The organism is Streptomyces sp. WAC03905, assembly GCF_057371075.1.
This window is the reverse complement of sequence record NZ_JBXYDZ010000003.1, coordinates 6,492,501-6,517,563: the sequence shown is the minus strand read 5'-3', so window position 1 is coordinate 6,517,563 and position 25,063 is coordinate 6,492,501. Positions and strand designations below refer to the sequence as shown.

23 protein-coding genes, 2 rRNA genes and 1 riboswitch (1 of these 26 running past the window's edge) are annotated in these 25,063 nt (G+C 70.7%); of the genes, 6 read left to right on the top strand and 19 right to left on the bottom strand.

Going from position 1 to position 25,063, the window contains the following annotated elements; translation table 11 throughout:
- On the top strand, positions 1-699 hold the full coding sequence (locus tag AC2RP6_RS31975) for a pyridoxamine 5'-phosphate oxidase family protein (RefSeq protein WP_486449314.1): 699 nt from the start codon (positions 1-3) through the stop codon (positions 697-699).
- On the opposite strand, the gene AC2RP6_RS31970 is transcribed toward AC2RP6_RS31975, so the two are convergent.
- Positions 681-1,739: a DMT family transporter gene (locus AC2RP6_RS31970; RefSeq protein ID WP_486449313.1), complete on the bottom strand. Its 1,059-nt coding sequence runs from the start codon at positions 1,737-1,739 to the stop codon at positions 681-683. The two genes, AC2RP6_RS31975 and AC2RP6_RS31970, sit on opposite strands and share 19 nt — an antisense overlap.
- Before the next feature lie 160 nt (positions 1,740-1,899).
- Positions 1,900-2,856 carry an EamA family transporter gene (locus AC2RP6_RS31965; protein WP_486449312.1) on the bottom strand — a complete coding sequence of 319 codons (957 nt, stop codon included), beginning with the start codon at positions 2,854-2,856 and terminating at the stop codon, positions 1,900-1,902.
- Between the two features lie 181 nt (positions 2,857-3,037).
- On the opposite strand from AC2RP6_RS31965, the gene AC2RP6_RS31960 reads away from it, so the two are divergent.
- The gene (locus AC2RP6_RS31960) at positions 3,038-3,466 is read left to right on the top strand and encodes a type II toxin-antitoxin system Rv0910 family toxin (protein WP_486449311.1); all 429 of its coding nucleotides are present in this window, start codon (positions 3,038-3,040) and stop codon (positions 3,464-3,466) included.
- Between the two features lie 88 nt (positions 3,467-3,554).
- On the opposite strand, the gene AC2RP6_RS31955 is transcribed toward AC2RP6_RS31960, so the two are convergent.
- On the bottom strand, positions 3,555-4,172 hold the full coding sequence (locus AC2RP6_RS31955) for a PadR family transcriptional regulator (RefSeq protein WP_486449310.1): 618 nt from the start codon (positions 4,170-4,172) through the stop codon (positions 3,555-3,557).
- 182 nt (positions 4,173-4,354) lie between these two features.
- Between AC2RP6_RS31955 and AC2RP6_RS31950 the strand changes: the two genes are divergently transcribed.
- Positions 4,355-5,176, top strand: coding sequence for a PhzF family phenazine biosynthesis protein (locus tag AC2RP6_RS31950; protein WP_486449309.1), 822 nt, complete (start codon positions 4,355-4,357; stop codon positions 5,174-5,176).
- On the opposite strand, the gene AC2RP6_RS31945 is transcribed toward AC2RP6_RS31950, so the two are convergent.
- The 3 genes from AC2RP6_RS31945 to AC2RP6_RS31935 all read right to left on the bottom strand — a co-directional run bounded on the left by AC2RP6_RS31945 (position 5,163) and on the right by AC2RP6_RS31935 (position 8,435).
- The gene (locus AC2RP6_RS31945) at positions 5,163-5,873 is read right to left on the bottom strand and encodes a hypothetical protein (RefSeq protein WP_486449308.1); all 711 of its coding nucleotides are present in this window, start codon (positions 5,871-5,873) and stop codon (positions 5,163-5,165) included. The two genes, AC2RP6_RS31950 and AC2RP6_RS31945, sit on opposite strands and share 14 nt — an antisense overlap.
- Positions 5,874-5,957: 84 nt before the next feature.
- On the bottom strand, positions 5,958-6,779 hold the full coding sequence (locus AC2RP6_RS31940) for a CPBP family intramembrane glutamic endopeptidase (RefSeq protein WP_486449307.1): 822 nt from the start codon (positions 6,777-6,779) through the stop codon (positions 5,958-5,960).
- A 123-nt stretch (positions 6,780-6,902) separates the two neighbouring features.
- On the bottom strand, positions 6,903-8,435 hold the full coding sequence (locus AC2RP6_RS31935) for a glutamate-cysteine ligase family protein (protein WP_486449306.1): 1,533 nt from the start codon (positions 8,433-8,435) through the stop codon (positions 6,903-6,905).
- A gap of 495 nt (positions 8,436-8,930) precedes the next feature.
- Here AC2RP6_RS31935 and AC2RP6_RS31930 point away from each other — a divergent pair, with 495 nt between their 5' ends.
- Both AC2RP6_RS31930 and AC2RP6_RS31925 read left to right on the top strand, forming a co-directional pair.
- Positions 8,931-9,551: a hypothetical protein gene (locus tag AC2RP6_RS31930; protein WP_486449305.1), complete on the top strand. Its 621-nt coding sequence runs from the start codon at positions 8,931-8,933 to the stop codon at positions 9,549-9,551.
- 261 nt (positions 9,552-9,812) lie between these two features.
- On the top strand, positions 9,813-10,001 hold the full coding sequence (locus tag AC2RP6_RS31925; protein ID WP_030009772.1) for a DUF5999 family protein: 189 nt from the start codon (positions 9,813-9,815) through the stop codon (positions 9,999-10,001).
- Positions 10,002-10,100: 99 nt separating this feature from the next.
- Here AC2RP6_RS31925 and gcvP read toward each other — a convergent pair whose 3' ends face one another.
- The gene (gcvP, locus tag AC2RP6_RS31920) at positions 10,101-12,986 is read right to left on the bottom strand and encodes an aminomethyl-transferring glycine dehydrogenase (RefSeq protein ID WP_486449304.1); all 2,886 of its coding nucleotides are present in this window, start codon (positions 12,984-12,986) and stop codon (positions 10,101-10,103) included.
- Between the two features lie 195 nt (positions 12,987-13,181).
- A riboswitch (glycine riboswitch) is annotated at positions 13,182-13,280 on the bottom strand.
- Between the two features lie 112 nt (positions 13,281-13,392).
- Between gcvP and AC2RP6_RS31915 the strand changes: the two genes are divergently transcribed.
- Positions 13,393-13,758 carry a PRC-barrel domain-containing protein gene (locus AC2RP6_RS31915; RefSeq protein WP_486449303.1) on the top strand — a complete coding sequence of 122 codons (366 nt, stop codon included), beginning with the start codon at positions 13,393-13,395 and terminating at the stop codon, positions 13,756-13,758.
- 25 nt (positions 13,759-13,783) lie between these two features.
- Here the strand turns inward: AC2RP6_RS31915 and AC2RP6_RS31910 are convergent, their stop codons facing one another.
- The 12 genes from AC2RP6_RS31910 to AC2RP6_RS31855 form a co-directional block, all read right to left on the bottom strand.
- Entirely contained in the window at positions 13,784-15,208 is a 1,425-nt protein-coding gene (locus AC2RP6_RS31910) for a DNA polymerase IV (protein ID WP_486449302.1), read from the bottom strand.
- A 76-nt stretch (positions 15,209-15,284) separates the two neighbouring features.
- Complete coding sequence (locus AC2RP6_RS31905; RefSeq protein ID WP_486449301.1) at positions 15,285-15,923, bottom strand: MerR family transcriptional regulator; 639 nt, start codon at positions 15,921-15,923, stop codon at positions 15,285-15,287.
- Between the two features lie 181 nt (positions 15,924-16,104).
- The gene (locus AC2RP6_RS31900) at positions 16,105-16,578 is read right to left on the bottom strand and encodes a bifunctional nuclease family protein (RefSeq protein ID WP_007262890.1); all 474 of its coding nucleotides are present in this window, start codon (positions 16,576-16,578) and stop codon (positions 16,105-16,107) included.
- A 63-nt stretch (positions 16,579-16,641) separates the two neighbouring features.
- On the bottom strand, positions 16,642-17,412 hold the full coding sequence (gene ftsR / locus AC2RP6_RS31895; protein ID WP_486449300.1) for a transcriptional regulator FtsR: 771 nt from the start codon (positions 17,410-17,412) through the stop codon (positions 16,642-16,644).
- A 43-nt stretch (positions 17,413-17,455) separates the two neighbouring features.
- Positions 17,456-18,394 carry an FHA domain-containing protein gene (locus tag AC2RP6_RS31890; RefSeq protein WP_486450524.1) on the bottom strand — a complete coding sequence of 313 codons (939 nt, stop codon included), beginning with the start codon at positions 18,392-18,394 and terminating at the stop codon, positions 17,456-17,458.
- An 88-nt stretch (positions 18,395-18,482) separates the two neighbouring features.
- Positions 18,483-19,292 carry a DUF881 domain-containing protein gene (locus tag AC2RP6_RS31885; RefSeq protein WP_486449299.1) on the bottom strand — a complete coding sequence of 270 codons (810 nt, stop codon included), beginning with the start codon at positions 19,290-19,292 and terminating at the stop codon, positions 18,483-18,485.
- 5 nt (positions 19,293-19,297) lie between these two features.
- Positions 19,298-19,630, bottom strand: a complete 333-nt coding sequence (locus tag AC2RP6_RS31880; protein WP_007262894.1) for a small basic family protein — start codon at positions 19,628-19,630, stop codon at positions 19,298-19,300.
- Positions 19,627-20,535 (bottom strand): DUF881 domain-containing protein, encoded by a 909-nt coding sequence (locus AC2RP6_RS31875; protein WP_486450523.1) that lies wholly within the window; start codon positions 20,533-20,535, stop codon positions 19,627-19,629. Before AC2RP6_RS31875 ends, AC2RP6_RS31880 begins: the two co-directional genes overlap by 4 nt.
- Before the next feature lie 137 nt (positions 20,536-20,672).
- Positions 20,673-23,168: a sugar phosphate nucleotidyltransferase gene (locus AC2RP6_RS31870; protein ID WP_486449298.1), complete on the bottom strand. Its 2,496-nt coding sequence runs from the start codon at positions 23,166-23,168 to the stop codon at positions 20,673-20,675.
- 100 nt (positions 23,169-23,268) lie between these two features.
- A complete protein-coding gene (clsA, locus tag AC2RP6_RS31865; protein ID WP_486449297.1) occupies positions 23,269-23,859 on the bottom strand; it encodes a cardiolipin synthase ClsA in 591 nt (196 codons plus the stop codon).
- A 139-nt stretch (positions 23,860-23,998) separates the two neighbouring features.
- Positions 23,999-24,115: ribosomal RNA gene (gene rrf, locus AC2RP6_RS31860) — 5S ribosomal RNA — on the bottom strand.
- 78 nt (positions 24,116-24,193) lie between these two features.
- Positions 24,194-25,063, bottom strand: a 23S ribosomal RNA gene (locus AC2RP6_RS31855); it runs 2,250 nt beyond the window's last position.

Genomic DNA, 25,063 nt, shown 5'->3' with positions numbered 1-25,063 from the left:
ATGACCGCCACGCCTGCCCCCGAGACGACGCAGCGCACCGGGACGACCGGTGCGTACGAGCCCACCGGCCGCACGGTCCCCACCCGTTCACGCGACCGGGCGCGCTACGACCGCGACACCGTGCACTCGATACTCGACGAGGCCTACGTCTGCCACCTCGGCTTCGTCCGCGACGGCGCACCGGTGGTCCTGCCGACGCTGTACGCCCGGGTCGGGGAATCGCTCTACATGCACGGCTCCACGGGTTCCCGCCCGCTGCTCGCCGCCGGCCGCACCGACCCGGGCCTGCCCGTCTGCGTCACCGTCACCCACGTCGACGGACTGGTGCTGGCCCGCTCGGCCTTCCACCACTCGCTCAACTACCGCTCGGTGGTGGTGCACGGCACGGCCCACCAGGTGACCGACGAGGCCGAGTGCCGCACGGCGCTGGACGCCATGATCGACGCCGTCGCTCCGGGCCGCTCCGGCGACGTGCGGCCGGCCAACGCCAGGGAGCTCGCGGCCACCGCCGTGATCCGGGTGGACCTGGAGGAGGTGTCCGCGAAGCTCCGTACCGGACCGTCGAACGACGACGCCGAGGACCTGGAGCTGCCGCACTGGGCGGGCGTCGTCCCGGTCGGCAGGGTGTACGGGACCCCCGTGCCGGCCGCGGACCTGGACCCCGGCATCGCCGTCCCGGACTACTTGACCGCGCTCTGACGGGCGGCCCGCCCGGCGGTGGGTCCGGCCGGATCGGCCGGCACCGCGGGCCCCGCGGGCCGGCCCGCCGCCGGTCGGCGGCGGCCCTCCGCCGCGATCAGCGCACCCACCGCCGCCAGCAGCAGTACGGTGCCCAGCACCACGGCGCCGGTCAGCCGCTCCCCGAGCACGAGGACGGCGATCGCCGCCGCGCTCACCGGCTCGATCAGCATGATCACCGAGACGGTGGCGGCGCGCACGGCCGCGGCGCCCGTGAAGTAGAGCGCGTACGCCAGCGCCGTCGGCACGGTGGCGACGTACAGCAGCAGCCAGAGCACCCGTCCCAGTTCGGCGGTGTGCGGCAGCAGCCCTTCCACCGCCGCGAGCGGCAACAGGCAGACCGCTCCCACCGCGACGGACCACGCGGTGGTCACCAGCGGGTCCCCGCCCGCCCCGCGCCGTCCCAGGAGGCGGGCCCGCAGGGTCATCCCCGCGTACCCGGCCGCCGACAGCAGGGCCCAGCCGACGCCGAGCGGGCGCACCTCGGCGCCACCACTGCCGAGGACCAGGACGGCCAGGCCGGCGAGCGCGCCCATGACGGCGATCACCCCGCCGCGGCCGAGGCGCTCGCCCATCCAGTGGCGCGCGCCGAGCGCGATGAGTACGGGCCCGGCGCCGAGGGTGACCACGGTGCCCACGGCCAGCCCGGTCTCGCGCACCGCGGCGAAGTAGGCGGCCTGGAAGACGGTGAAGAGCAGACCGGTGACGATCAGCGATCCCACGGACTGCGCGACGGCGGGAGTGCGCTCCCGCCCCCGACCGGAACGCCCCCGAGCGGAACGCCCTCGCCCGGACTCCCGTCCGGGGCGGCCGCGCCGTACGGCGAGCACCCCGAGCAGGACGACCAGGCCGCCGGCGCACCGCCAGAACGACAGGGCGAGCGGGCTGAGGTCACTGGCCAGGAAGAGGAGGGAAGCGGCCGCCCCGGCGGTGCCCCAGGCGGCTCCGGCGATGACGAGGTACAGCAGACTGCGCCCGGTGGCGGGCGAATGGTTCGACACGTGCGTTCTCCGTGCGTGCGTGAAGGATGAGTGGATCGAGTCATCGCTTCGCGGGCAGCACCGGCCGGCCCGGGGACTCCCCGGGCCTGGCCGTCGTCGTGGGGGCGCCGCCCGCTAGGACGCGGGCGGCGAAAGCACGGTCGTATACATGGTCGCCACCCTAGGCCCTCGAAGGCTCCCGGTCCATCGCGGCCGGTTCCGCCGCGGGCAGCGCGGCCGCCCGGGAGGACTGCGCGATGAACGCTCCGCCCAGGACCAGGCCGCCGCCGACGATCTGCCAGGTCGAGAGGTGTTCACCGAGCAGGATCCAGGCCAGCACGGTGGCCACCACGGCCTCCAGGAAGGCCACCACGCCCGCGATCTGCGGCGAGAGCCGGCGCACCGAGACCACGCCGGTCACGTACGCGAAGACGGTCGCGACGAGCACGACCCAGCCGAGCAGCAGCGGCGCGGCCACCATGGTGCCGCCCACGGAGGCCTCTCCGCCCAGCACCTGCCAGTCGATCTCCCAGGGCCGGGCGATCACCGTCATCACCAGGGCGCCGACGAGCATCCCGTAGGCGATCACCCCGAGCGGGTCGGGGGCGTCCTCACCGTCGGCGCCCTGGTCGGCGAAGACGAAGTAGAAGGCCTGGCAGCAGGCGGCCGCGAGGCCGAAGAGCACGCCGAGCAGGTCCAGGCTCAGCCCGGCCCAGATCTCGACCACGCAGGCCAGGCCGACGACGGCCACGGCCGCGCCCGCCGCGGCTCCCCGCGTGACGGGCTTGCGCTGCACGAAGCGGATGTAGCCGAGCAGCAGCGCCGGGCCCAGGTACTCCAGCAGCAGGGCCACGCCGACCGGGATCCGGGACAGCGAGGCGAAGTAGAAGGCCTGTACGCCGGCGACGGCGACCAGGCCGAAGCCCGCGAGCAGGGCGGGCCGGTGCAGGAGGAGGTCGCGGTGGCGCCAGGCCAGCGGGGACAGCACGAGCGCCGCGCCGGCCACCCTGAGCCAGACCATGTGGAGGGGGTCCAGACCCGCCTCGATCAGCGGCTTCGCAGCCACTCCGGAACCACCGAACGCGAACGCCGAGACGAGGGCGAGGCCCAGTCCGGCGTTTTTCCCTGACGCTTGCATCCGGCCATCATGACAGGGCGGGTCAGGAGCGTCACTGCGGTGACACCTGTTGAGACACACCTGAGATCACGCCGTGCGGAGCACACTGGGAAGCCACCGGACCTGACAGGCCGTCAGTATTGAATGTTTCCGCCGCCGGGGCTACCTTCCGCGCACGGATCCGACGAGAAGGGGTGGTCGCATGGCTGAAGTCACCGCGGAATCACGCATCGAGGCGCCCGCCGCGAAGCTCTGGTCCCAGCTGACGGACTGGGACGCCTACGGGCAGTGGAGCATGACCCACACGAACTTCCCGCAGGGCGGCCCCCGGACCCTGGCCGTCGGATCGACCTTCGCCGAGAACATGAAGATGATGGGTTTTCCGGCCGAGGTCCTCTGGACCGTCTCCGAGCTGGAGGACGAGCGGCTGTTCGCGATCACCGGCAAGGGCCCGATGGGCGTCGCCGTACTGACCCGCTACACGCTGACGCCGGACGGCGGCGCCACCACCGTCCGCATCGACGGCGAGTTCACCGGGGCGGCCGTCTCGCTGATGGCGGGCAAGCTGAAAGACTCGGCCACCGCCGCGCTGAACGAGTCGCTGCGCAAGCTCGCCGGCCTGGTCGCCTGACCCGCACCGGCCACCCGGTAACCGGACGGCGGTGCGCCCCGCGACGGAGAAGTCACGGGGCGCACCATCCGCATCAGGGCCTGCGGGCTCAGTGCTCGTCGGCCAGGATCAGGTAGAGCTTCTTGCGGGCGTCATTGAGCACCGCCAGCGCCTTCTCGCGCTGCTCGGGCGAGCCGGTCCTGAAGACCTGCCCGAAGGCCTCCATCAGGCCGGCGCCGGCCTGCCGGACCTCGTGCATCGCCTCGAAGTCGAAGCCCCGCCCGGCGTCCGCCCAGGGAGCGTCCGGCCCGGCCTCGGCCTCGGTGCGGCCGGCGTCGGTGAGCGTGAACAGCTTCTTGCCGCCCTCGCTCTCGCTGCTGATGAGGCCCTCGTCCTCCAGCAGGCTCAGGGTCGGGTAGACCGAGCCCGGGCTGGGTTTCCAGGCCCCGCCGCTGCGCTCGCCGATCTCCTGGATCATCTCGTAGCCGTGCATCGGCCGGTCGGCGAGCAGCGCCAGGATCGAGGCCCGTACGTCACCCCTCCGGGCCCTCCCGCGCGGTCCTCCGCGGCCTCCGCGGCCCCCGAAGGGCCCCGCGCCGAACGGCGGCCCGAACGGACCGAACGCCGCACGGAATCCCTGAAAAGCCTCCCGGCGGTCCGGCCCGCAGTGGCCGTGACCCCGTCCGTGCTCGTGGCCGTGCTGTCCGTGCTGTCCGTGTGAACGCATGTCTGCGCTCCTTTCGTCACTTCGTGTCTGCTTCATCGGTTGTCCGATGTACCTACTATCGATGAGCCATCGCGATGCGTCAACGATATATCGGAAACTTTTTCACCGAACAGCCTCGAACAAGGCCAGTCACCCCGGATTGGCCTTTGTCGATGATCAAGGAACGGTCCTACCGTCGGTCCATGCGCATCCGAATCGTCGACGCCTTCACCGACCGCCCCTTCCACGGCAACCCCGCCGGAGTCCTGCTCCTGGAGGGTGGGTTCCCCCCGGACGCCTGGCTCCAGCAGGTGGCGTCCGAGGTGAACCTCTCCGAGACCGCCTTCGCCCACCCCCTGCCTCCCGGCGGGGACGCCGACTGGGCTCTGCGCTGGTTCACCCCCGCCGCCGAGGTCGACATGTGCGGCCATGCCACGCTCGCCACGGCGCACGTGCTGGCCACCGCCGGCCTGGCCGAGGGGCTGATCCGGTTCTCCGCCCGCTGCGGCGTCCTCACGGCCGAGACCGCCGCGGACGGCACGATCACGATGGACTTCCCGACGTCCTCGCTGACCGCGGTCCCGGCGCCGCCGGCCGTGGACCACGCGCTCGGCGGGGCGCCGATCCTCTCCGTCCACGACACCGCCGCGCACATCGGCGACCTCGTCATCGAACTCGCCGACGAGAAGACCGTCCGCGAGCTGGAGCCGGACCACGCGGCTCTGCGCGCCTTCGCCCGGCGCGGAGTGATCGTCACCGCCGCGGCCGAGGACCCCTCCCGCGGGTACGACTTCGTCTCCCGCGGCTTCTTCCCGGCCTTCGGGATCGACGAGGACCCGGTCACCGGCAGCGCCCACACCGCGCTCGCGCCGTTCTGGGCCCAGCGACTGGGCCGCACGGAACTGACCGGCCTCCAGGGCGGCGCCCGGCAGGGGCTGGTACGGGTGACCCTCGCCGGCGACCGCACCCTGCTGACCGGTCACGCCGTCACCGTCGTGGACGGCGAACTCCTCACCGCCCCCTGACCCGACCGCCCCGCGCGCGGGCCCGGGCCCGGGCCTCCGCCTTCGCCTCGGCCGCAGCGCCTCGCTTCCGCTCGCTCTCCCGCCAGGCGTCCGAGTCGATGCGCTTGCGGTAGACCTGCTCCGGCTCGGCCGCGCCCAGGTGGACCGTCCACAACCACAGGACGGCCGAGATCACGAAGAAGCTGACCGCCGCCCCCAGGTAGGAGCCGATCTCCTCGGACTCCGGGACGCCCTCGTCGTGCATGAAGCCCGGCACCCCGGAGACGAGGGCGTTCACCCACCACGCCAGCGCCAGGTTGAACAGGACGAGGGCGATCCAGTACGCGACCCGCACGCTCCTCGCCGGGCCGGACAGCTCGCCCAGCAGCAGCAGGCGCCGCAGGGAGACGGGCCCCGTACGGTGCCGCTCGCCGGTGTCCGCCTTGGCACGGCGCACCGACGCGTACAGGTCGTCCAGCCAGCGCCCCGGCTCCGGGTCGGGAGGCGGGCCGTCGGTGGGTGCCAGCTCCTTCGCCTGGATCCAGCCGGAGATGAACTGGATCTCCAGCTGGGCCTTCTCCAGCCGTCTGCGGTAGTGGTGGTCGGCACTGCGCGCCTCGCGCCGGTCCCGGATCAGCAGGCTGGCCCCGCCCACCAGGCCGCTGACCACGGGCACGAAGAACGGGGCGAACGACACCAGGGAGTCCATGACGGCCACAGCGCGCGCCTCCTCACTCCCCCAGCGTCGCACCGCCGCGGCCCACGGCCCCGCCCTGCGCGGCCGATCGGGTGCGCCGCCGCGTCAGGGCGTGGGCAGCCAGCCCACCTTGCCCGCGAGCAGCGCGTAGCCGCCGAAGGCCACGACGTCGAGCAGCGCGTGCGCGGCGACGAGCGGCCCGACCCGCCCCCAGCGGCGGTAGGCCAGCACGAAGACGACGCCCATCACCACGTTGCCGATGAAGCCGCCGATGCCCTGGTAGAGGTGGTAGGAGCCGCGCAGCAGGGAGCTGGCGGCCAGCGCCGCCATCGGTGACCAGCCCAGCTGGCCGAGCCGGCGCAGCAGGTAGGCGAGCACGATGACCTCTTCCACGACGGCGTTCTGGATCGCGGAGAGGATCAGCACGGGGAACTTCCACCACACGTCGGGCAGGGCCTCCGGCACCACCGTCAGGTTGAAGCCGGCGGCCCGTGCGCCCAGGTAGAAAGCCAGGCCCGCGCTCCCGATGCCCGCCGCGACGAGGGCGCCGCGGCCCAGGTCCCACAGCGGCCGGGTCCGGTCGAAGCCCAGGACGCGCAGCCCGGGCGCGCCCTCGCGGGTCAGCAGGTGTGCGACCAGCAGGACGGGAACGAGCGCGCTCGCGATGCCGAACAACTGCCAGGCGAGGTCCAGCCAGGGCCGGCCGGGGGCGTAGGAGCCGTTGAGCGTTGCGGCCTGGTCCTTCAGCCCGCCCGGCTTGGTCAGCGAGCCGATGAAGCTGATCAGGGCCGAGACCCCGCTCGCGCCCAGCGACAGGGCCAGGACGAGCAGGGTCTCGGTGCGCAGGAGGTCCCGCCGCCCGTCCTCGCCCAGTTCCACGAACACCGGCTCCGGCTCAGCCCGCACGCCCGACTCCCGTCCTGCCATCCCGTTGCGACCACCCCATACTGCCTCGTCGGCGGGGCGGACGGATCACCGAGGCGGCAGCGCGGGGGCGGGGCGAGGAGCGGGGCGACGAGCCGCCGGCGGGCGTCTCGCCCGGCGGGCGTCTCAGCGCGCGGCCGGCACCGCCGCGATCACCTCCTCCGTCAGCCCCACGGGCCAGGTGTGCACGGGGTCGCCCCGGTGCATGAGTTCGGTGTAGCGCCGGGTGGTGGCGGCCAGGGCCCGGTCCCGCTCCAGCCCCGCCGCGAGCGCCCGGTGATAGGTGTCCACCTGCCACGTCGCGCCGTTGACCCGGCGCCGGCAGCGCTCCTCGATGATGCCGAGGTAGTGGTCGCGGTCCGCCGGCTCGATGCCCCAGGCGTCCAGGCCCGCCGCCGCCATCGGCAGCAGCTCGTCCAGGACCAGCCGCGTCGCCGGCACGCTGACCAGACCCCCGGCCCGGCCCCGGCGCGGCCACCGCAGGCGCGCGTCGATCCCGTACCGGCAGGCCGCGTCGAAGTTCGCCTCCGCCTCGGCGAAGGGCAGCCGGGTCCACACCGGGCGCGGCTCGTCCGCGAGGGTGCGGACGAGCCCGTAGTAGAAGGCGGCGTTCGCGACGACGTCCGTGACCGTCGGCCCGGCCGGCAGCACCCGGTTCTCCACCCGCAGGTGCGGCACCCCGTCCGCCACCCCGTACACGGGCCGGTTCCAGCGGTAGACGGTGCCGTTGTGCAGGACCAGCTCCTGCAGGCTCGGCACCCCGCCCTCGGCCAGCACCCGCAGGGGTTCCTCCTCGTCGCAGATCGGCAGCAGGGAGGGGAAGTAGCGGACGTTCTCGGCGAAGAGCTCGTACGCCGAGTCCACCCACCGCTCCCCGAACCAGGTGCGCGGCCGCACTCCCTGGGCCTGGAGCTCCGGCGGCCGGGTGTCGGTCGCCTGTGTGAACAGCGGCGGCCGCGACTCCCGCCACAGTTCACGCCCGAACAGGAAGGGCGAGTTGGCACCGACGGCTATCTGTGCGGCGGTCACGGCCTGCGCCGCGTTCCACACCGCCGGGAAGCGGGCCGGCGTCACCTGCAGGTGCAGCTGTACGGAGGTGCAGGCGGCCTCGGGCACGATCGACCCGGAGGTCCAGATCAGCCGCTCGACACCGTCGATGTCGAGCGTGAAGTCCTCCCCGCGCATCATCAGGATCTGCTCGTTCAACAGGGAGTAGCGGTCCACCGCCGAGAGGTTGCCGGCGACCAGGTCGCCACGGGAGAGCGTCGGCAGGATCCCGATCATCACCACTCCGGCGTCGATCTCCGCGGCCTGCCGGTGGGCGTAGCCGAGGCCCGCGCCGAGTTCCTCTGCGAGCTGGTCGAATACCCGGCCGCCGAGCCGGTGCGGCAGAACGTTCACCTCCAGATTGAACATTCCCAGCTCGGTCTGGAAATCCGTGCTGGCAATCCGCTCCAGCACCTGGGCATTCACCATTCGCGGCAGCCCGTCGGTACCCGCGAGATTCAACTCGATCTCCAGCCCCATCATGTTCTTCGGGCGATCGAACCTCTTCTCCGCCAGAAGTCGCTCCAGTCCCTCCAGACACTCGTGGAGTTTCCTTCGATACCGCTGCCGATCGGACAGGTCGAATCCGCCCGCCACGACCTTCTCCCCCATCGAAGCGTCCCTCCTCGAGTGGGCCTGGCCCAAGGCACCCAGGCGCGCGTTACGGTCGATGATGCCCCGGCAGCGTGATCCATAACGCGGCGGGGGCGTGCGTGGCGAGGAGCGCGCGCCGGGTTGGCCGAAGGGCGCTTCGGCACATTCACCCGGCAAGTCGCTCGACGCAAATTCCGCATGGCATTTGCCCGCCCCGGAAAAGAGGTGCTTTCCAGCCGAGCCCCCTTCCGGTAACCTCCGAGGTCAGCGCGGCACGTTCGCGCGCATCCGGCATGAACGCCATGTCAGCGGGACCGGTAAGCGCCTTGTCGGCAATAGGCGGGACAGCTAGCCGAAACACTGCGTGAACACATGTCGTATAAACTCCGCAAACGAGGCAGAGAGTTGGCGCGTGGCCATTGCCCCTCGGCCCCCCTCTGGCCCCAGAATGCGACAGCGCCGTCCCGCACCTGCCCCCGTTCCACAGGTCTCCCAAGTGAGAGGCGACCCACCATGCCGCTGCATGTCCCCCCGGCTCCCGCACCCGCCCTGCGCAGCGTCCTCGCGGCACTCGGTTCCCCCACCGCCGTCCACGAGGCGCACACCCCGTCCCTGCGCGCGATCCAGGGGCCGCTGACCGCCGAACTCCCCCTCCCGGTCCACGTCCTGGACCGGCTGAACCTCTCGGACCTGGCGTCCGCCGGCCGGCCGCCCCGTACGCGGCTCGTCGGATGGCGGTTCCTGATCCGCAGCGGGGAGCGCCACGTCGCGGCGGCGGACACCCGGCTGACGCCCGACGGCTGGGCCTTCTCCCATTTCTTCGAAGGCCCCTATGTCACCGCCACCGAGCGGGCGTTGCGCCAGGCCGAACTGCTCCCCACCGGCTACCAGCCGCGGCTGCTCTCCGTACCGGAGCTCTACATGCTGACGCTGTGGCTGCACGGGGCGGTCGGCGCGGACGCCGCCGCCGGGCTGCCGGCGGGCGAGGACCTGCTGGTGCCGCTGGCCCCGGCCCCGCCCGGGATCGCGGCGTACCGGCCGCATCCGGTCTCCGAGCTGCTGCCGGTGCTGACCCACCGGCTCACTCCCGCGACGGCACCGGTCCCGCCGTCGCTGGCCGCGCCCGCCGCCTGACCCGGTTGACCCATTCGGCCTAGCCCGCCCGGGCCACCCGCGAACCATCCGAAATGACAGGGGAGTTGGCCTGAACCGCCCGCACGAGTGATGCGTCATCAATCCATGAGGACAGCTGCGGGGAAATCCCTGCGAAGCAGCTGTCGTGGGGGAACACTGATGGCAAGCGCCCCGCGGCTGCGGGGATGACCCAGGGGGACGGCCATGAACCAGGTATCGAGCCGTAGCACTCAGACCACACCGCAGCGAAAGAACGCATCCATGTGCCAGCACCAGCCAGCCTGCCCGTCTGCCGAATCCGCCGACCGGGAGGCCGCGCGCCCCGTGGCCAACCACCCGGAACAGGGCTGGAGCCTGCTGTGCAACGGCGTCCTGCTCTTCGAGGACACCGGTGAGCTGCTGCCGGACGGGCAGATCATCGCCCCGCACCGCCCGCTCGCGGCTGCGTAGGCGACGCGGTCCGACGACGGAAGGGGCCGGTCCGGGAGTGTCTCCCGGACCGGCCCCTTCGTCATGTCCGCACGACGGAGATCACGTGCGGCGGGTGCCTCAGTTGTCGTACTCGTCCAGCGGCGGGCAGGAGCACACCAGGTTGCGGTCGCCGAACGCACCGTCGATGCGGCGCACCGGCGGCCAGTACTTCTCGGCGGCCGTGACCCCGCCCGGGAAGACGGCCTCGTCGCGGGTGTAGGGGTGGTTCCACTCACCGCCCAGCGCCGCCGCGGTGTGCGGGGCGTTGGCGAGCGGGTTGTCGTCGGCAGGCCACTCGCCGCCCGCGACCCGCTCGATCTCGGCGCGGATGGCGATCATGGCGTCGCAGAAGCGGTCGATCTCGGCGAGGTCCTCGGACTCCGTCGGCTCGATCATGAGCGTTCCGGCGACCGGGAAGGACATCGTCGGCGCGTGGAAGCCGTAGTCGATCAGGCGCTTGGCGATGTCGTCCACGCTGACGCCGGTGGCCTTCGACAGCGGGCGCAGGTCGATGATGCACTCGTGCGCGACCAGGTTGCCGGGGCCGGTGTAGAGCACCGGGTAGTGCGGCTCAAGGCGCTTGGCGATGTAGTTGGCGCCGAGCACCGCCACCTGGGTGGCGCGCTTGAGGCCCTCACCGCCCATGAGGCGCACGTAGGACCAGGAGATCGGCAGGATGCCGGCGGAGCCCCACGGCGCGGCCGAGATCGGGCCGACGCCCGTCTCCGGGCCGGCGGTCGGCTGCAGCGGGTGGTTCGGCAGGTACGGGGCCAGGTGCGCCCGGACACCGACCGGGCCGACGCCCGGACCGCCGCCGCCGTGCGGGATGCAGAAGGTCTTGTGCAGGTTCAGGTGCGAGACGTCGCCGCCGAAGTGACCCGGCTTGGCGAGGCCCACCAGGGCGTTCAGGTTGGCGCCGTCGACGTAGACCTGGCCGCCGGCCTCGTGGACCTGGGCGCAGATGTCGGCGACGTGCTCCTCGAACACGCCGTGGGTGGACGGGTAGGTGATCATCAGCACGGCCAGCTCGTCGCGGTGCTGCTCGATCTTGGCGCGCAGGTCGTCCGCGTCCACCTCGCCGTCGTCGGCCGTCTTGACGACGACGACCTTCATGCCGGCCATGACGGCGCTGGCGGCGTTGGTGCCGTGCGCGGAGGACGGGATGAGGCAGACGGTGCGCTGCTCGTCGCCGTTCGCACGGTGGTAGGCGCGTACGGCCAGCAGTCCGGCGAGCTCACCCTGCGAGCCGGCGTTCGGCTGGATGGAGACCTTGTCGTAGCCGGTGACCTCGCAGAGTCGTTCCTCCAGCTCGTTGATGAGCGTGAGGTAGCCCTCGGCCTGCTCCACCGGGGCGAAGGGGTGCAGCTGGCCGAACTCGGGCCAGGTCACCGGCTCCATCTCGGTGGTCGCGTTGAGCTTCATGGTGCAGGATCCCAGCGGGATCATGCCGCGGTCCAGCGCGTAGTCCTTGTCCGAGAGCTTGCGCAGGTAGCGCAGCATCGCGGTCTCGGAGCGGTGCTGGTGGAAGACCGGGTGGGTCAGGACCGCGTCCGTGCGCAGGAGGCCCTCGGGGAGGGTGTCCGCCGCGGTCTCGTCGAGCGCCTCGATGTCGGCGGTGACGCCGAAGGCGGCCCAGACGGCCTCGATGTCGGCGCGCAGGGTGGTCTCGTCGCAGCTGATGGAGACGAGGTCGGCGTCGACCCGGTGGAGGTTGACCCCGCCCTCGCGGGCGGCGGCGACGACCTCGGCGGCACGGCCCGGTACCCGGACCGTGATGGTGTCGAAGTAGGAGCCGTGCACGGTCTCCACCCCGCCGGCCCGCAGACCGGCCGCGAGCAGCGTCGCGTAGCGGTGGGTGCGGCCGGCGATGGTGCGCAGGCCGTCCGGGCCGTGGTAGACGGCGTACATGCCGGCCATGACGGCGAGCAGGACCTGCGCGGTGCAGATGTTGCTGGTGGCCTTCTCACGGCGGATGTGCTGCTCACGGGTCTGCAGCGCCAGGCGGTAGGCCTTGTTGCCGTCCGCGTCCACCGAGACGCCGACGAGGCGGCCGGGCAGCGAGCGGGCGTGCTTGTCCTGGACGGCCATGTAGCCGGCGTGCGGTCCGCCGAAGCCCATCGGGACGCCGAAGCGCTGGGTGGTGCCCACCGCGATGTCCGCGCCCAGGGCGCCCGGGGACTTCAGCAGGGTCAGGGCGAGCAGGTCGGCCGAGACGGTGACGATGGCACCGAGCTCGTGCGCCTGGTCGATGACCGGCTTGATGTCCCGGACGGCGCCGGAGGCACCGGGGTACTGGAGCAGGACGCCGTAGACGCCGCGCTCGGCGATCTCGGCGGGGATGCCGTCGGAGAGGTCCGCGACGACGACCTCGATGCCGATCGGCTCGGCGCGGGTCTCGATGACGGCGACGGTCTGCGGGAGGGCGTCGGCGTCGATGAGGAAGACGTTGCCCTTGACCTTGCCCACGCGGCGGGCGAGGGTCATGGCCTCGGCGGCCGCGGTGCCCTCGTCGAGCAGCGAGGCGCCCGAGGTCGGCAGGCCGGTGAGGTCGGCGACGACGGTCTGGAAGTTCAGGAGCGCTTCGAGGCGGCCCTGGGAGATCTCCGGCTGGTAGGGCGTGTACGCCGTGTACCAGGCCGGGTTCTCCATGACGTTGCGGAGGATCACCGGCGGGGTGAAGGTCCCGTAGTAGCCCAGACCGATCATGGGGGTGAGGACCTGGTTGCGGTCGGCGAGCGAGCGCAGCTCGGCGAGCACCTCGGCCTCGGTCCGTGCCTCGGGCAGGTCCAGCGCGTCGGCGGTCTTGATCACATCCGGGACCGCGGCGGCGGTCAGTTCGTCCAGGGAGCCGTAGCCCACGTGGGCAAGCATCTTCGCCTGCGCCTCGGCATCCGGGCCGATGTGGCGCTGTTCGAAGGGGATGCCTCGCTCCAGCTGGGAGAGCGGAATGCGGTTGGCGGTCATGTACGGAGGCCTCCTGGTCATATGACCTGCGAGGGGCACCACGGCGCGGGCACCCGGACGGCCTCCCCCTCTGTCATCTGCACCTGAGAGTTTCACCGGAGTCACGGGGGTCTCCCGAGAGGTCCGGCTTTCACCGTCGGTGAGGAGGGGGACCGGCACTGCGCGCCCGGTACCCGCCCTGCTTTCCAGAGTGGCCTCGTCCGTGCGGTACGTATGCCTGAGAGATTCCGGGGAGGATTTGCTCCTTCGGCGCCTCCGTCTTGCTCATTCGGAGGACTCTCCCGCACAGGGTCGACAGCCGTCATCCAGACTACCAGCGGGGTTCAAGGGGCTCCCCGAGTGGCCTCCGCTGCGGAAATGCACTTCTGTAGTCATTACGGAGCAGTTGCGACCATTTGGAGGGACCGTGCAGACCGACATCGATCCGCGCAGCCTGATCGGCCGCAAGGCGTTCGACCGCAACGGTGCCAAGATCGGCACCATCGACGAGGTCTACCTCGACGATGCCACGGGTGTCCCGGAGTGGGCCGCCGTCCGCACCGGTCTGTTCAGCCGGGACGCCTTCGTCCCGCTGGAGCCGAGCGAGATGGTCGGCGAGACCCTGCGGGTCCCCTTCGAGCGCTCCCTCATCAGGGACGCGCCGGACTTCGGCGTCGGCCGCCACCTGTCACCCGAGCAGGAACTCCAGCTCTACCACCACTACGGCCTGGACACGACCCTGCCGTCCGACTTCCACCGCGACTTCGGCCGGCTGGCGGGCGACGAGGGCTGAGCCCCCCGCTGCGGCCGGCCGCCTCCTACGTCCCCTCCCCCACCAGCGGCAGCGGGTCGGACGGCTCCAGCTCCGGGTCGTCCACGAGGAAGGTCCGCACCCGGCCGGGCTCCGAGCCTGGCTGCTCGAACCGTACGGTCACCCGCCCGACGCCGCTGCCCTGCACCCACCCCGGCCCGTACAGCACGTGCCGGACGTCGCTCCCTGCCGTCCAGCGGCGCTGCGTGGCCTCCTGCGGCCCACGGGGCTGCTCCGGCCCCTCCAGCTCCTGCTGCCCCTCCTGTCCCTCCCGTCCCGCTGCGCCGCCGCCGGCGGCCTCCGGCTCCGCCTCCCCGCCGGTGCCTCCCGCACCGCCGTCCTCGTCCGACGCCCGCGTGGCGGACGACTGCGCGAAGAGGTCTTCCTGCGTGTAGTCCGCCAGCCCCGTCACCCCCACCCCCAGCAGTCGCACCCCGCCCGTGGTGTCGACCGCCTCCAGCAGCCGCGCGGCGGCCTCCCGCACCACCGCGGGATCGTCCGTGGGCCCCCGCAGCGTCTCGGACCGCGTCAGGGTGGAGAAGTCGTAGCGCCGGACCTTCAGCACGATCGTGCGCCCCGAGTGCCCGGATCCCCGCAGTCGCTGCACGCACCGGTCCGCGAGCCGCTGCACCTCACCCCTGATCCGCACCCGGTCGTGGAGATCCACGTCGAAGGTGTCCTCGACGGACACCGACTTCGCGTCCCGTTCCGCGACCACCGGCCGGTCGTCCAGCCCCAGCGCCATCCGGTACAGCCCCGCGCCGTGCGCGCGCCCGACCATCCGGACCAGCTCGTCCTCGCCCGCCTCCGCCAGCTCCCCCACGGTGGTGATCCCGGCGCGGCGCAGGTGTTCCCCCGTGGCCGGCCCGACCCCGGGCAGGGTCCGTACGGACATCGGTGCGAGCAGCTCCCGCTCGGTCCCGGGCTCGATGAGCAGCAGCCCGGCCGGCTTGGCCTCCTCCGAGGCCACCTTGGCCAGCATCTTCGACCCCGCGAGCCCCACGGACCCGCTGAGCCCCGTGGCGGCCCTGATGCCGGCCCGCAGCCGCTCGCCCGTGGCCCGCGCGGAGTCCGAGTCGAAGGCGACACCGCCCGCCTCCAGGTCCACGAAGGCCTCGTCCAGGCTGAGCGGCTCGACCAGCGGGGACAGCTCCCGCAGCATGGCCATGACGATGTCGCTGACCTGCCGGTAGAGCGGGAAACGCGGGATCAGGTAGGCGCCGTTCGGGCAGAGCCTGCGCGCCTGGCCCATCGGCATCGCCGAGTGCACCCCGAACCGCCGGGCCTCGTAGGAGGCGGTGGCGACGACCCCGCGCGGTCCGAGCCCGCCGACGATGACGGCCTTGCCGCGCAGGCTCGGCTTCGACGCCTGCTCCACGGAGGCGTAGAAGGCGTCCATGTCCAGGTGCAGGATGGTCGGAGCGGCTCTCACAGCACCGATGCTGCCCTACGCCTCTGACATCGCCGCGGCTCGGTCCGCCGACATCGCCGCGGCTCGGTCCGCCCGGTCAGACGGCACGGTTGCGGCGGGCCGCGAGTTCGTCCGTCGGGTTGTGCCGGACCAGGGTCTCGCCGGTGTCCACCCGCTCCCCGTGCAGCTGCGACAGCGCGCTCTGCACGTCGCGCCACACCACGCCCACGGCGATGCCGAAGACGCCCTGCCCTCCCTGGAGGAGGCTCACGACCTGGTCCGGCGAGGTGCACTCGTACACGGTGGCGCCGTCGCTCATCAGCGTCATCCGCTCCAGGTCCGCCAGCTCGCGGTCGTGCAGGTGCTGGACCGCCGTGCGGATGTTCTGCAGCGCCACACCGGTGTCCAGGAAACGCTTGACGATCTTGAGGACCACGACGTCGCGGAAGCTGTAGAGGCGCTGGGTCCCCGACCCGTAGGCGGCCCGCACGCTGGGCTCCACCAGCCCGGTGCGCGCCCAGTAGTCCAGCTGCCGGTAGGTGATGCCGGCCGCGGCGCACGCCGTCGGTCCGCGGTAGCCGATCTGCTCGGGCGCCTGCTCCCCGCCCACCGGCTGGACCGGCGTCGACTCCGGCTGGCGGCGTGCGGATCCGACCGCGCCACCGTGCAGCGGGTACGGCCCAGCGCCACTGCGTGCGGGGGTGCCCCCGGTCGTACCGTCGCCCGTGATCCTCACGCCGACCCTCCGTCCTTGACCTGCCCACCTCGAAGGTAGGCAGTCACCACGGGTGCGTCAACGATCGCCACACTCGGCACGCCGAGTGATAATCACCCTGAGAGTGGTTTCCCGTGTCCGTATCCGGGGAAAGGCTACTCGAATGGGCTGCTGCCGCACCGTGGATGACGCGGCCGGAGGCTCACTGCGGCCCGGTGCCGAAGTCCTCGGGCGAGATCTGGTCGAGGAACTCGCGGAACTTCTCCACCTCGTCCTCCTGCTCGTCCGGAATGGCGATCCCGGCGTCGTCCAGGACCCCGTCACTGCCGTAGATCGGCGTACCCGTCCGCAGGGCGAGGGCTATGGCGTCCGAAGGGCGCGCGCTCACCTCGACCCCGCTGGCGAAGACGAGCTCCGCGTAGAAGACGCCCTCCCGCAGATCCGTGATCCGGACCTCGGTGAGCTCCTCACCGACCGCCTCCAGCACGTCCTTGAACAGGTCGTGCGTCAGCGGCCGGGCAGGGGCCATCCCCTGCTGGGCGAAGGCAATGGCCGTAGCCTCCCCAGGACCGATCCAGATGGGGAGGTACCGGTCGCCTCCCACTTCACGCAGGAGCACGATCGGTTGGTTGGAGGGCATTTCCACCCGGACACCCACAACGTCGAGCTCGTTCACACAGCAACCCTAGGACCTGCTCGGCAGGTTTGGGTAGTCGGGGCTCCACCCGGACCGACGCGCTCAGCGCAACCGGACACCGAGAGCGGTCTGCACCAGGGCCTCGTGCAGCCGTACGGAGAGCCCCGCGAGCTCCTTCATCGTGGCCTCCGCATGGGCCCTGGTCTGCGGGTTGCGGTGCCGGCGCAGCGGGGCCACGACCTGCTCCACCAGGCCCGCCTCACGGTCGGCGGCCGCCTTCATCGCGCGCAGGTGCCGGGGCTCCAGTCCGAAACGCCCCAGGTCGGCCACGAGCCGGGCCACCGTGACCGCGTCGGCGTCGAACCCGCCGCCCGGGGTCTCCCCGAGCAGCCCGTACGACTCCCACTCGGCCAGCTGCTCCTCGTCCACGCCGACGGCCGCGAGGAGCTCGGCCCGCCCCACGCGGGGCGCGGCGGGCCGTTCCTGTCCCACCGCGCCGTAGACGACGGCCGGGTCCGAGGGATCGGACGGATCGGTGGCGTCACCGTGCGCCGAGGGGCCCGGGATCCGGATCTGCTCACCGCGCGCGAGCGCGTCGAGCTGCTCGCGGATGACCTTGAGCGGCAGGTAGTGGTCGCGCTGCAGCCGCAGGATGCGGGCGAGGCGCTCCACGTCGTCCGTGCTGAACTTGCGGTACCCGGAGGGTGTGCGCCGGGGCTCGACCAGCCCCTCCGCCTCCAGGAAACGGATCTTCGAGATCGTGACTTCGGGGAACTCGTCACGCAGCGTGGTGAGCACCGTGCCGATGCTCACCAGCCGCCCGGCCGAGCCGGCGGAGCCGTTGCCGGCACCGCCTGTCGGATTGCGCAGCATGGGACCTTCCCTCGGGTGCCCCCGGACCGGGTCCGGGGGAGGGTCAGACGCCCCGCAGGCTCGCGTAGAAGACCAGCCGGTACTTGCCGATCTGCACCTCGTCGCCGTTGTGCAGGGCGACCGAGTCGATGGGCTCACGGTTGACGTACGTGCCGTTGAGGCTGCCGACGTCGGCCACGGTGAAGCCGCCGTCCTGGATCCTGCGGAACTCGACATGGCGCCGGGAGACGGTGACGTCGTCCAGGAAGATGTCGCTCTGCGGGTGGCGGCCGGCCGTGGTCAGCTCGCCGTCCAGCAGGAAGCGGCTGCCGGAGTTGGGTCCGCGCCGCACGATGAGCAGGGCGGAACCGGGCGGGAGCGCCTCCACCGCGGCCTGGGCCTCGGGGGACAGCGAGGACGACACGTGCGTCTGGCCCGACACCTCGGCCTCGTAGGCCTCAAGGCCCGAGATCGAGATGGTGGACGTGGTCTCCGAGGCACGCTCCGGCGTCAGGCCCGCCCGCAGCGGCGCTCCGCAGTTGGAGCAGAACCGGCTGGCCGCATCGCTGCGGTGTCCGCACCTGCTGCAAACCTGCTCGGCCGACATGGACGGCTCCTCGCGCCGCGGCTGCCCCGCGGAGGCGTTGGTGGCATACGGGTCGGGGGCAAACCCTCCACCCGCACTTGAGGTTGATGGTTCACCGAAACCTATGCGGCCGGTACCGGCCGGGTCAACGGACGACGCGCCGGGAGCACCCGGAACCTCACCCGGACCGGCGACCTCGTCGCGGAACAGCGGGCGGTCACCCTGCCCTTCCGCGCCGCCGGCACGGTGCCGCGCCGCGCCGCTCTCCTCGCGGTTCTTCTTGCCGAACAACTTCTCAAACAACTTCACGGGCGATTCCCCTTGACTGAAACAGACCCGCCCGTGGGGCAGGACGAACTCCGAATGCAGACACCTGCCGACCCGGACATTCTCACAACGTCCGTAACCACCAGACAGTTTCCACCACGCACCGCAACTTCGGTGCGGCGACCCCCCGCAGGCATCGGCCCGCGTGCGCCGCTCCACCCTCCACTCCGCTTCATCTTCATCCCGATGACGACCGAGCGTAGTCAGGCTGCTTCGCAGCCCGCAAGGCATCCACAACGATCTTCGCCGACCGTGTGACGGCCACTGTGGCCTGCTCCTTCTCCAGCGTCTGGACGACACCGCCGGGGATGTTGAGCGCGGGCTCCAGGTCCTGCGGCTTGCCGATCACCCTGAACTCGTAGGGTTGTGTGATCTTCTTACCGTCGATCCCGACCCCGCCGTTCTCGTCCGAGAAGTACGAGCCTGCCACGATGCGCACCCCGTTGATCTGGATCGCCTCGGCGCCGGCGGCCCGCAGCTCCTGGAGCGTGTCCAGCAGCTGGTCGGACTGCACCTGCCCCGTGGGATCAGTGATCCTGAGCGTGATGCCCGGCCCCTGTGCTGCCACGGTACCGGCCAGGATGCCGAGTTGACGCTCCTTCTCCACGGTCTGCTTGCGGGCCTCCTCCGCCTGGTTGGAGCTGCTCTCCAGCTCCCGCCGCTGGTCCTCCAGCCGCTGCTTCTCGTCCTCCAGCCGCTTGGTCCGCCCGTCGAGCTCGTCGAGGATCCGTACGAGGTCCTCCTGGCGGGCCCCGCGCAGGGCGCTGGAGTCGCTGTTCGAGCGGACCTGGATGGCCAGGCCCAGCCCCAGGACGAACAGCAGCAGGGCGACGATCAGTTGGGCCCTGCTCACCCGCGGCGGCCACAGACCGGCGGCCAGCCGCTGCCGCCCCGTCTCCTCGGCAACCGGCCCGGCCTGTGTCTTTCCCTCTTCAAGAGGCTGTTCCGGCACGTTCGGTTCCTCGGGCGGGGTGTCGTTCGCGCTCATTCCCATCACGCCCGGAACACGTGGCGGCGGATGGCCGCGGCGTTGGAGAAGATGCGGATGCCGAGGACGACGACCACACCGGTGGACAGCTGCGAGCCGACGCCCAGCTTGTCGCCGAGGAAGACGATCAGCGCGGCCACGACGACGTTCGACAGGAACGACACCACGAAGACCTTGTCCACGAAGATGCCGTCCAGCATGGCGCGCAAGCCCCCGAACACCGCGTCCAGCGCCGCCACCACGGCGATGGGCAGATAAGGCTCCACCACGGCCGGTACCTCGGGCCGGACCAGAAGTCCGACCACCACTCCGGCCAAGAGGCCCAGTACCGCGATCACGATGCACCCTTCTGCTGCTCTGCTGCTGTGGCTGTACGTACGATCAGGCTCGCCGCGGGCGGCAGCCGGAGGTCATCGGCCGGGGACAGCGTGGAGCGGATCCCGTAGCTCTCCTGCAGGACGTGCAGGTACTGGCCGTCCGCCGAATCCTGGAAGGCCGGACCGAGCCGCTTCTTGTCCCCCACCGCCAGCACCTCGTACGGCGGCACCAGCGGCCGGTTGTCGACCAGTATCGCGTCACCGGCGGCCCTGATCGCCGACAGCTCCGTCAGCCGCTGCCCGTTGATCGAGATCGCCTCTGCGCCGGACTGCCACAGCCCGTTGACGATCTTCTGCATGTCACGGTCGCGGAGCCGGCCGGTGTCGGAGAACCCGCTGCTCTCGCGCGGTTTGCCGCCCTCGCCCGTGGAGGAGCCCTTGGCGTCGTCCACCACCAGCTTGATCCCCGGGCCGCGGACCTCGGTGGCCCCCGAGAGCAGCGAGACGAGTTCTCCGCCGCTCCCGCCGGGCTGCTTGAGGGCCGCGCGCTGACGTGCGGCGACATCGGTCCGCAAGCCGTCGATGGTCTTCTCCAGGGCGTCCGCGCGCTCGTCGGCGCGCTGCACCCGGTCGATCAGTTCCTGGCGCTCCTTGGCGAGCACGGGCGCGTCCACGCGGGCCTCGGCGGCACCGAGCGTGACGACCATCGCCGTGATCACGAGCCCGGCGGCGAGCCCCAGCTTGGCCTTGAGGGTGCGGGGCAGACCGGCCGTGCCGTCGGCCTCGCGCCGGGCGGTCGCCTCCGCGTAGCCCTCGTCGAGGCTGTGGTCCATCACGTGCGTCAGCAGCGACATGGAGGCGTCGGGGCGCGCTGGCACAGGAGACGCCGGAGTCCGGTTGGGGGGCGGCTGCGACATGCCGCACATCGTCGCATGTCGGCGCCGCACACACCCAATGCGTCCATCCGGTGGGCCCGGGCCGGGACTCCCCCGCCCCGGGCCCACCGGACTTCCGCCTTACGTCCTCACGTCAGCACGTCAGGACGTGAGTGCACGGCACGCGCTCAGCGACCGGCGCCGTCCACGACGGCCGCCCACTCGTCGAGCAGCGCCTGGGCGGAGGTGTCATCGGGCCCCTCGGCCCACAGGTGCGTCACGGCCTCCGCCGGGTCCGGCAGGACCAGAGCCCACCGTCCGTCGGCCTCGACCACCCGCACCCCGTCGGTGGTGTCCACCTGCCGGTCTCCGGCCGCTTCGACGACCCGTCGCATGACGAGCCCCTTGACCGCCCACGGCGTCGGCACGTCCCGCTTGAGCACGTGCGCCCGCGGGATCCGGGCATCGATCTGGCTCAGCGTGAGCTGGGTGCGGGCCACCAGGCCGAGGAGCTGCACGAACGCCGCCGAGCCGTCGAAGACGCTGCTGAACTCGGGAACGATGAATCCGCCCCGGCCGTCTCCCCCGAAGATGGTGGTCTCGGCCCGGCCGACCCGGGTCAGGTCGTCGGGCGAGGTCGTCGTCCATTCGACCTGGGTGCCGTGGTAGGCGGCCACCTGCTCGGCGACGCGGGTCGTGGTCACCGGCAGCGCGACCTTGCCGCTGCGCTTCTCGGCGGCCACCAGGTCGAGCATGACGAGGAGCGCCCGGTCGTCCTCGATGATCCGCCCGCGTTCGTCGACGAGGGAGATCCGTTCGCCGACGGGGTCGAACCGCACGCCGAAGGCGGCCCGCGCCGAAGCCACGATCTCGCCCAGCCGCACCAGGCCGGCCCGCCGGGACTCGGCGCTCTCGGTCGGCCGGGACTCGTCGAGCCCGGGGTTGATCGTCAGGGCGTCCACCCCGAGCCGTCCGAGGAGGCTCGGCATGACCAGCCCGGCGCTGCCGTTGGTCGCGTCGACGACGACCTTGAGCCCGGCGTCGGCGATGCCCGTGGTGTCCACCCGCCGCAGGAGCGAGCCGGTGTAGGCGTCGAAGACGCTGCCCGGGAACTGCAGGTCACCGATCTCGCCGGGGAAGGCCCGTCGGTACTCCTGGCGCGCGTAGACGCGGTCCAGCTTGCGCTGCTGCTGCAGCGAGAGGTCCGCGCCGCGCTCGTCGAGGAACATGATGTCTACGGAGTCGGGCACTCCGGGTGACGTCCGCAGGACGATGCCGCCGGCGCTCCCTCTGGCGGTCTGCTGCCGCGCCACGGGCAGCGGTACGTTCTCCAGGTCCCGTACGTTGATCGCGCTGGCCTGGAGCGCCGAGATCACGGCCCGTTTGAGCGCTCGGGCGCCGCGGGAGTGGTCTCGGGCGGTGGTGACGATCGCACCCTTCTTCAGGGTGGTGGCGTAAGCGCCGGCCAGCCGGACCACCAGCTCGGGGGTGATCTCCACGTTCAGGATCCCGGAGACCCCGCGCGCTCCGAAGAGGTGGGCCTGTCCGCGGGACTCCCAGATGACGGAGGTGTTGACGAAGGCACCGGCCTCGATCGTCTTGAAGGGGTAGACGCGTACGTTCCCCTGGACGATCGATTCTTCGCCGACGAGGCACTCGTCGCCGATGACGGCGCCGTCCTCGATCCGTGCCGCGCGCATGATGTCGGTGTTCTTGCCGATGACGCAGCCGCGGAGGTTGCTGTGGGGGCCGATGTAGACGTTGTCGTGGACGACGGCCCGGTGGAGGAAGGCGCCGCTCTTGACGACGACGTTCGACCCGACGACGGTGTGCTCGCGGATCTCCACGCCGGCTTCGATCTTGGCGTAGTCCCCGATGTAGAGGGGGCCGCGGAGCACGGCGTCCGGGCTGACCTCGGCGCCTTCGGCGACCCAGACGCCCGGGGAGATCTCGAAGCCGTCCATCTCGACCTCGACCTTGCCCTCGAGCACGTCGGCCTGGGCCTTGACGTAGCTCTCGTGCGTGCCGACGTCCTCCCAGTAGCCCTCGGCGACGTAGCCGTAGATCGGCCGGCCTTCCTTCATCAGTTGCGGGAAGACGTCGCTGGACCAGTCGACGGAGACGTCCGCCTCGACGTAGTCGAAGACTTCGGGCTCCATGACGTAGATGCCGGTGTTGACGGTGTCCGAGAACACCTGCCCCCACGTCGGCTTCTCCAGGAAGCGCTCTACCTTGCCTTCCTCGTCCACGATGGTGATGCCGAATTCCAACGGGTTCGGGACCCGGGTCAGGCACACCGTGACCAGTGCGCCCTTCTCCTTGTGGAAGCGGATCAGGTCGGTGAGGTCGAAGTCGGTCAGCGCATCGCCGGAAATGACGACGAAGGCGTCATCCTTCAAGGCCTCCTCGGCATTCTTCACGCTGCCGGCGGTCCCGAGTGGCTTTTCCTCGTTGGCATAGGTGAGCTCCATACCGAGCTCTTCGCCGTCACCGAAGTAGTTCTTGACGAGCGACGCCAGGAACTGCACGGTGACCACTGTCTCGCTGAGCCCATGCCGCTTGAGCAGCCTGAGTACGTGCTCCATGATCGGGCGGTTCGCCACCGGCAGGAGCGGCTTGGGCATGCTCGAGGTCATGGGACGAAGGCGGGTGCCCTCGCCACCGGCCATCACGACGGCCTTCATGTCGGAAGAGTCCTCCTTGAGAGATGACAGTCGTGCCGACTATCACCCGCCCCGTTCGGTGACTTCGCGACTCCTCCGCGTCATCCGGCATCCGGCGGGCTCAATCGGCCGTGGCGTCAGCCTTCACCAGTCGGCGGACTTGAACCACGTAAAGGATTCCTGCCCACCAATAGAGGGTTGTACCCCATCCGGCGAACGCCCATCCGAAAACTGCCGCCAACCAGGCCAACCAGCCGCTTCCGTCACTGAGCAGGAGCAACGGGAAGGCGTACATCAGGTTGAAGGTCGCCGCCTTGCCGAGGAAGTTGACCTGCGGCGGCGGATATCCGTGGCGGCGCAGGATCCACACCATGACCAGCAACATCAGCTCACGCGCGAGGAGCGCTCCGGTGAGCCACAGCGGCAGGATCTCGCGATAGGTCAGACCGAACAGCGTCGACAGGATGTAGAGGCGGTCCGCTGCGGGGTCCAGCAGCCGGCCGAGCTTGCTGATCTGATTCCAGCGCCGGGCGAGCTTACCGTCGAGGTAGTCGCTGATGCCGCTGAGCATGAGGACGGCCAGGGCCCACCCGTCGTACTCCGCGAGGATCAGCCACAGGAACAGGGGCACGCCGGCGAGGCGAGCCATGCTCAGGATGTTGGGAATGGTGAAAATTCGGTCAGTCTGAACCCGAGTCTCCTGGACCTCCACCCGGGGGCCTCCACTGTGACGCTAGAAATGGTCGTTCGATGCCCCCTGACCCTACAGGAGGCCGGACAGGTGCCCGGAACGCAGAAAAGCCCCGCACCGAACCCGTAACGGGCTGGTGCGGGGCTTTCCCACAATGATTGTTCGGCGGCGTCCTACTCTCCCACAGGGTCCCCCCTGCAGTACCATCGGCGCTGAAAGGCTTAGCTTCCGGGTTCGGAATGTAACCGGGCGTTTCCCTAACGCTATGACCACCGAAACACTATGAAATTTGAACGCTGGTGTGTAATCACAGCTGTTCGTTATTTCAGAACTAACACAGTGGACGCGAGCAACTGAGGACAAGCCCTCGGCCTATTAGTACCAGTCAGCTTCACCCGTTACCGGGCTTCCACATCTGGCCTATCAACCCAGTCGTCTACTGGGAGCCTTACCCTCTCAAGGAGGTGGGAATACTCATCTTGAAGCAGGCTTCCCGCTTAGATGCTTTCAGCGGTTATCCCTCCCGAACGTAGCCAACCAGCCATGCCCTTGGCAGGACAACTGGCACACCAGAGGTTCGTCCGTCCCGGTCCTCTCGTACTAGGGACAGCCCTTCTCAATATTCCTACGCGCACAGCGGATAGGGACCGAACTGTCTCACGACGTTCTAAACCCAGCTCGCGTACCGCTTTAATGGGCGAACAGCCCAACCCTTGGGACCGACTCCAGCCCCAGGATGCGACGAGCCGACATCGAGGTGCCAAACCATCCCGTCGATATGGACTCTTGGGGAAGATCAGCCTGTTATCCCCGGGGTACCTTTTATCCGTTGAGCGACGGCGCTTCCACAAGCCACCGCCGGATCACTAGTCCCGACTTTCGTCCCTGCTCGACCCGTCGGTCTCACAGTCAAGCTCCCTTGTGCACTTACACTCAACACCTGATTGCCAACCAGGCTGAGGGAACCTTTGGGCGCCTCCGTTACCCTTTGGGAGGCAACCGCCCCAGTTAAACTACCCATCAGACACTGTCCCTGATCCGGATCACGGACCGAGGTTAGACATCCAGCACGACCAGAGTGGTATTTCAACGGCGACTCCACCCCAACTGGCGTTGGGGCTTCAAAGTCTCCCACCTATCCTACACAAGCCGAACCGAACACCAATATCAAACTGTAGTAAAGGTCCCGGGGTCTTTCCGTCCTGCTGCGCGAAACGAGCATCTT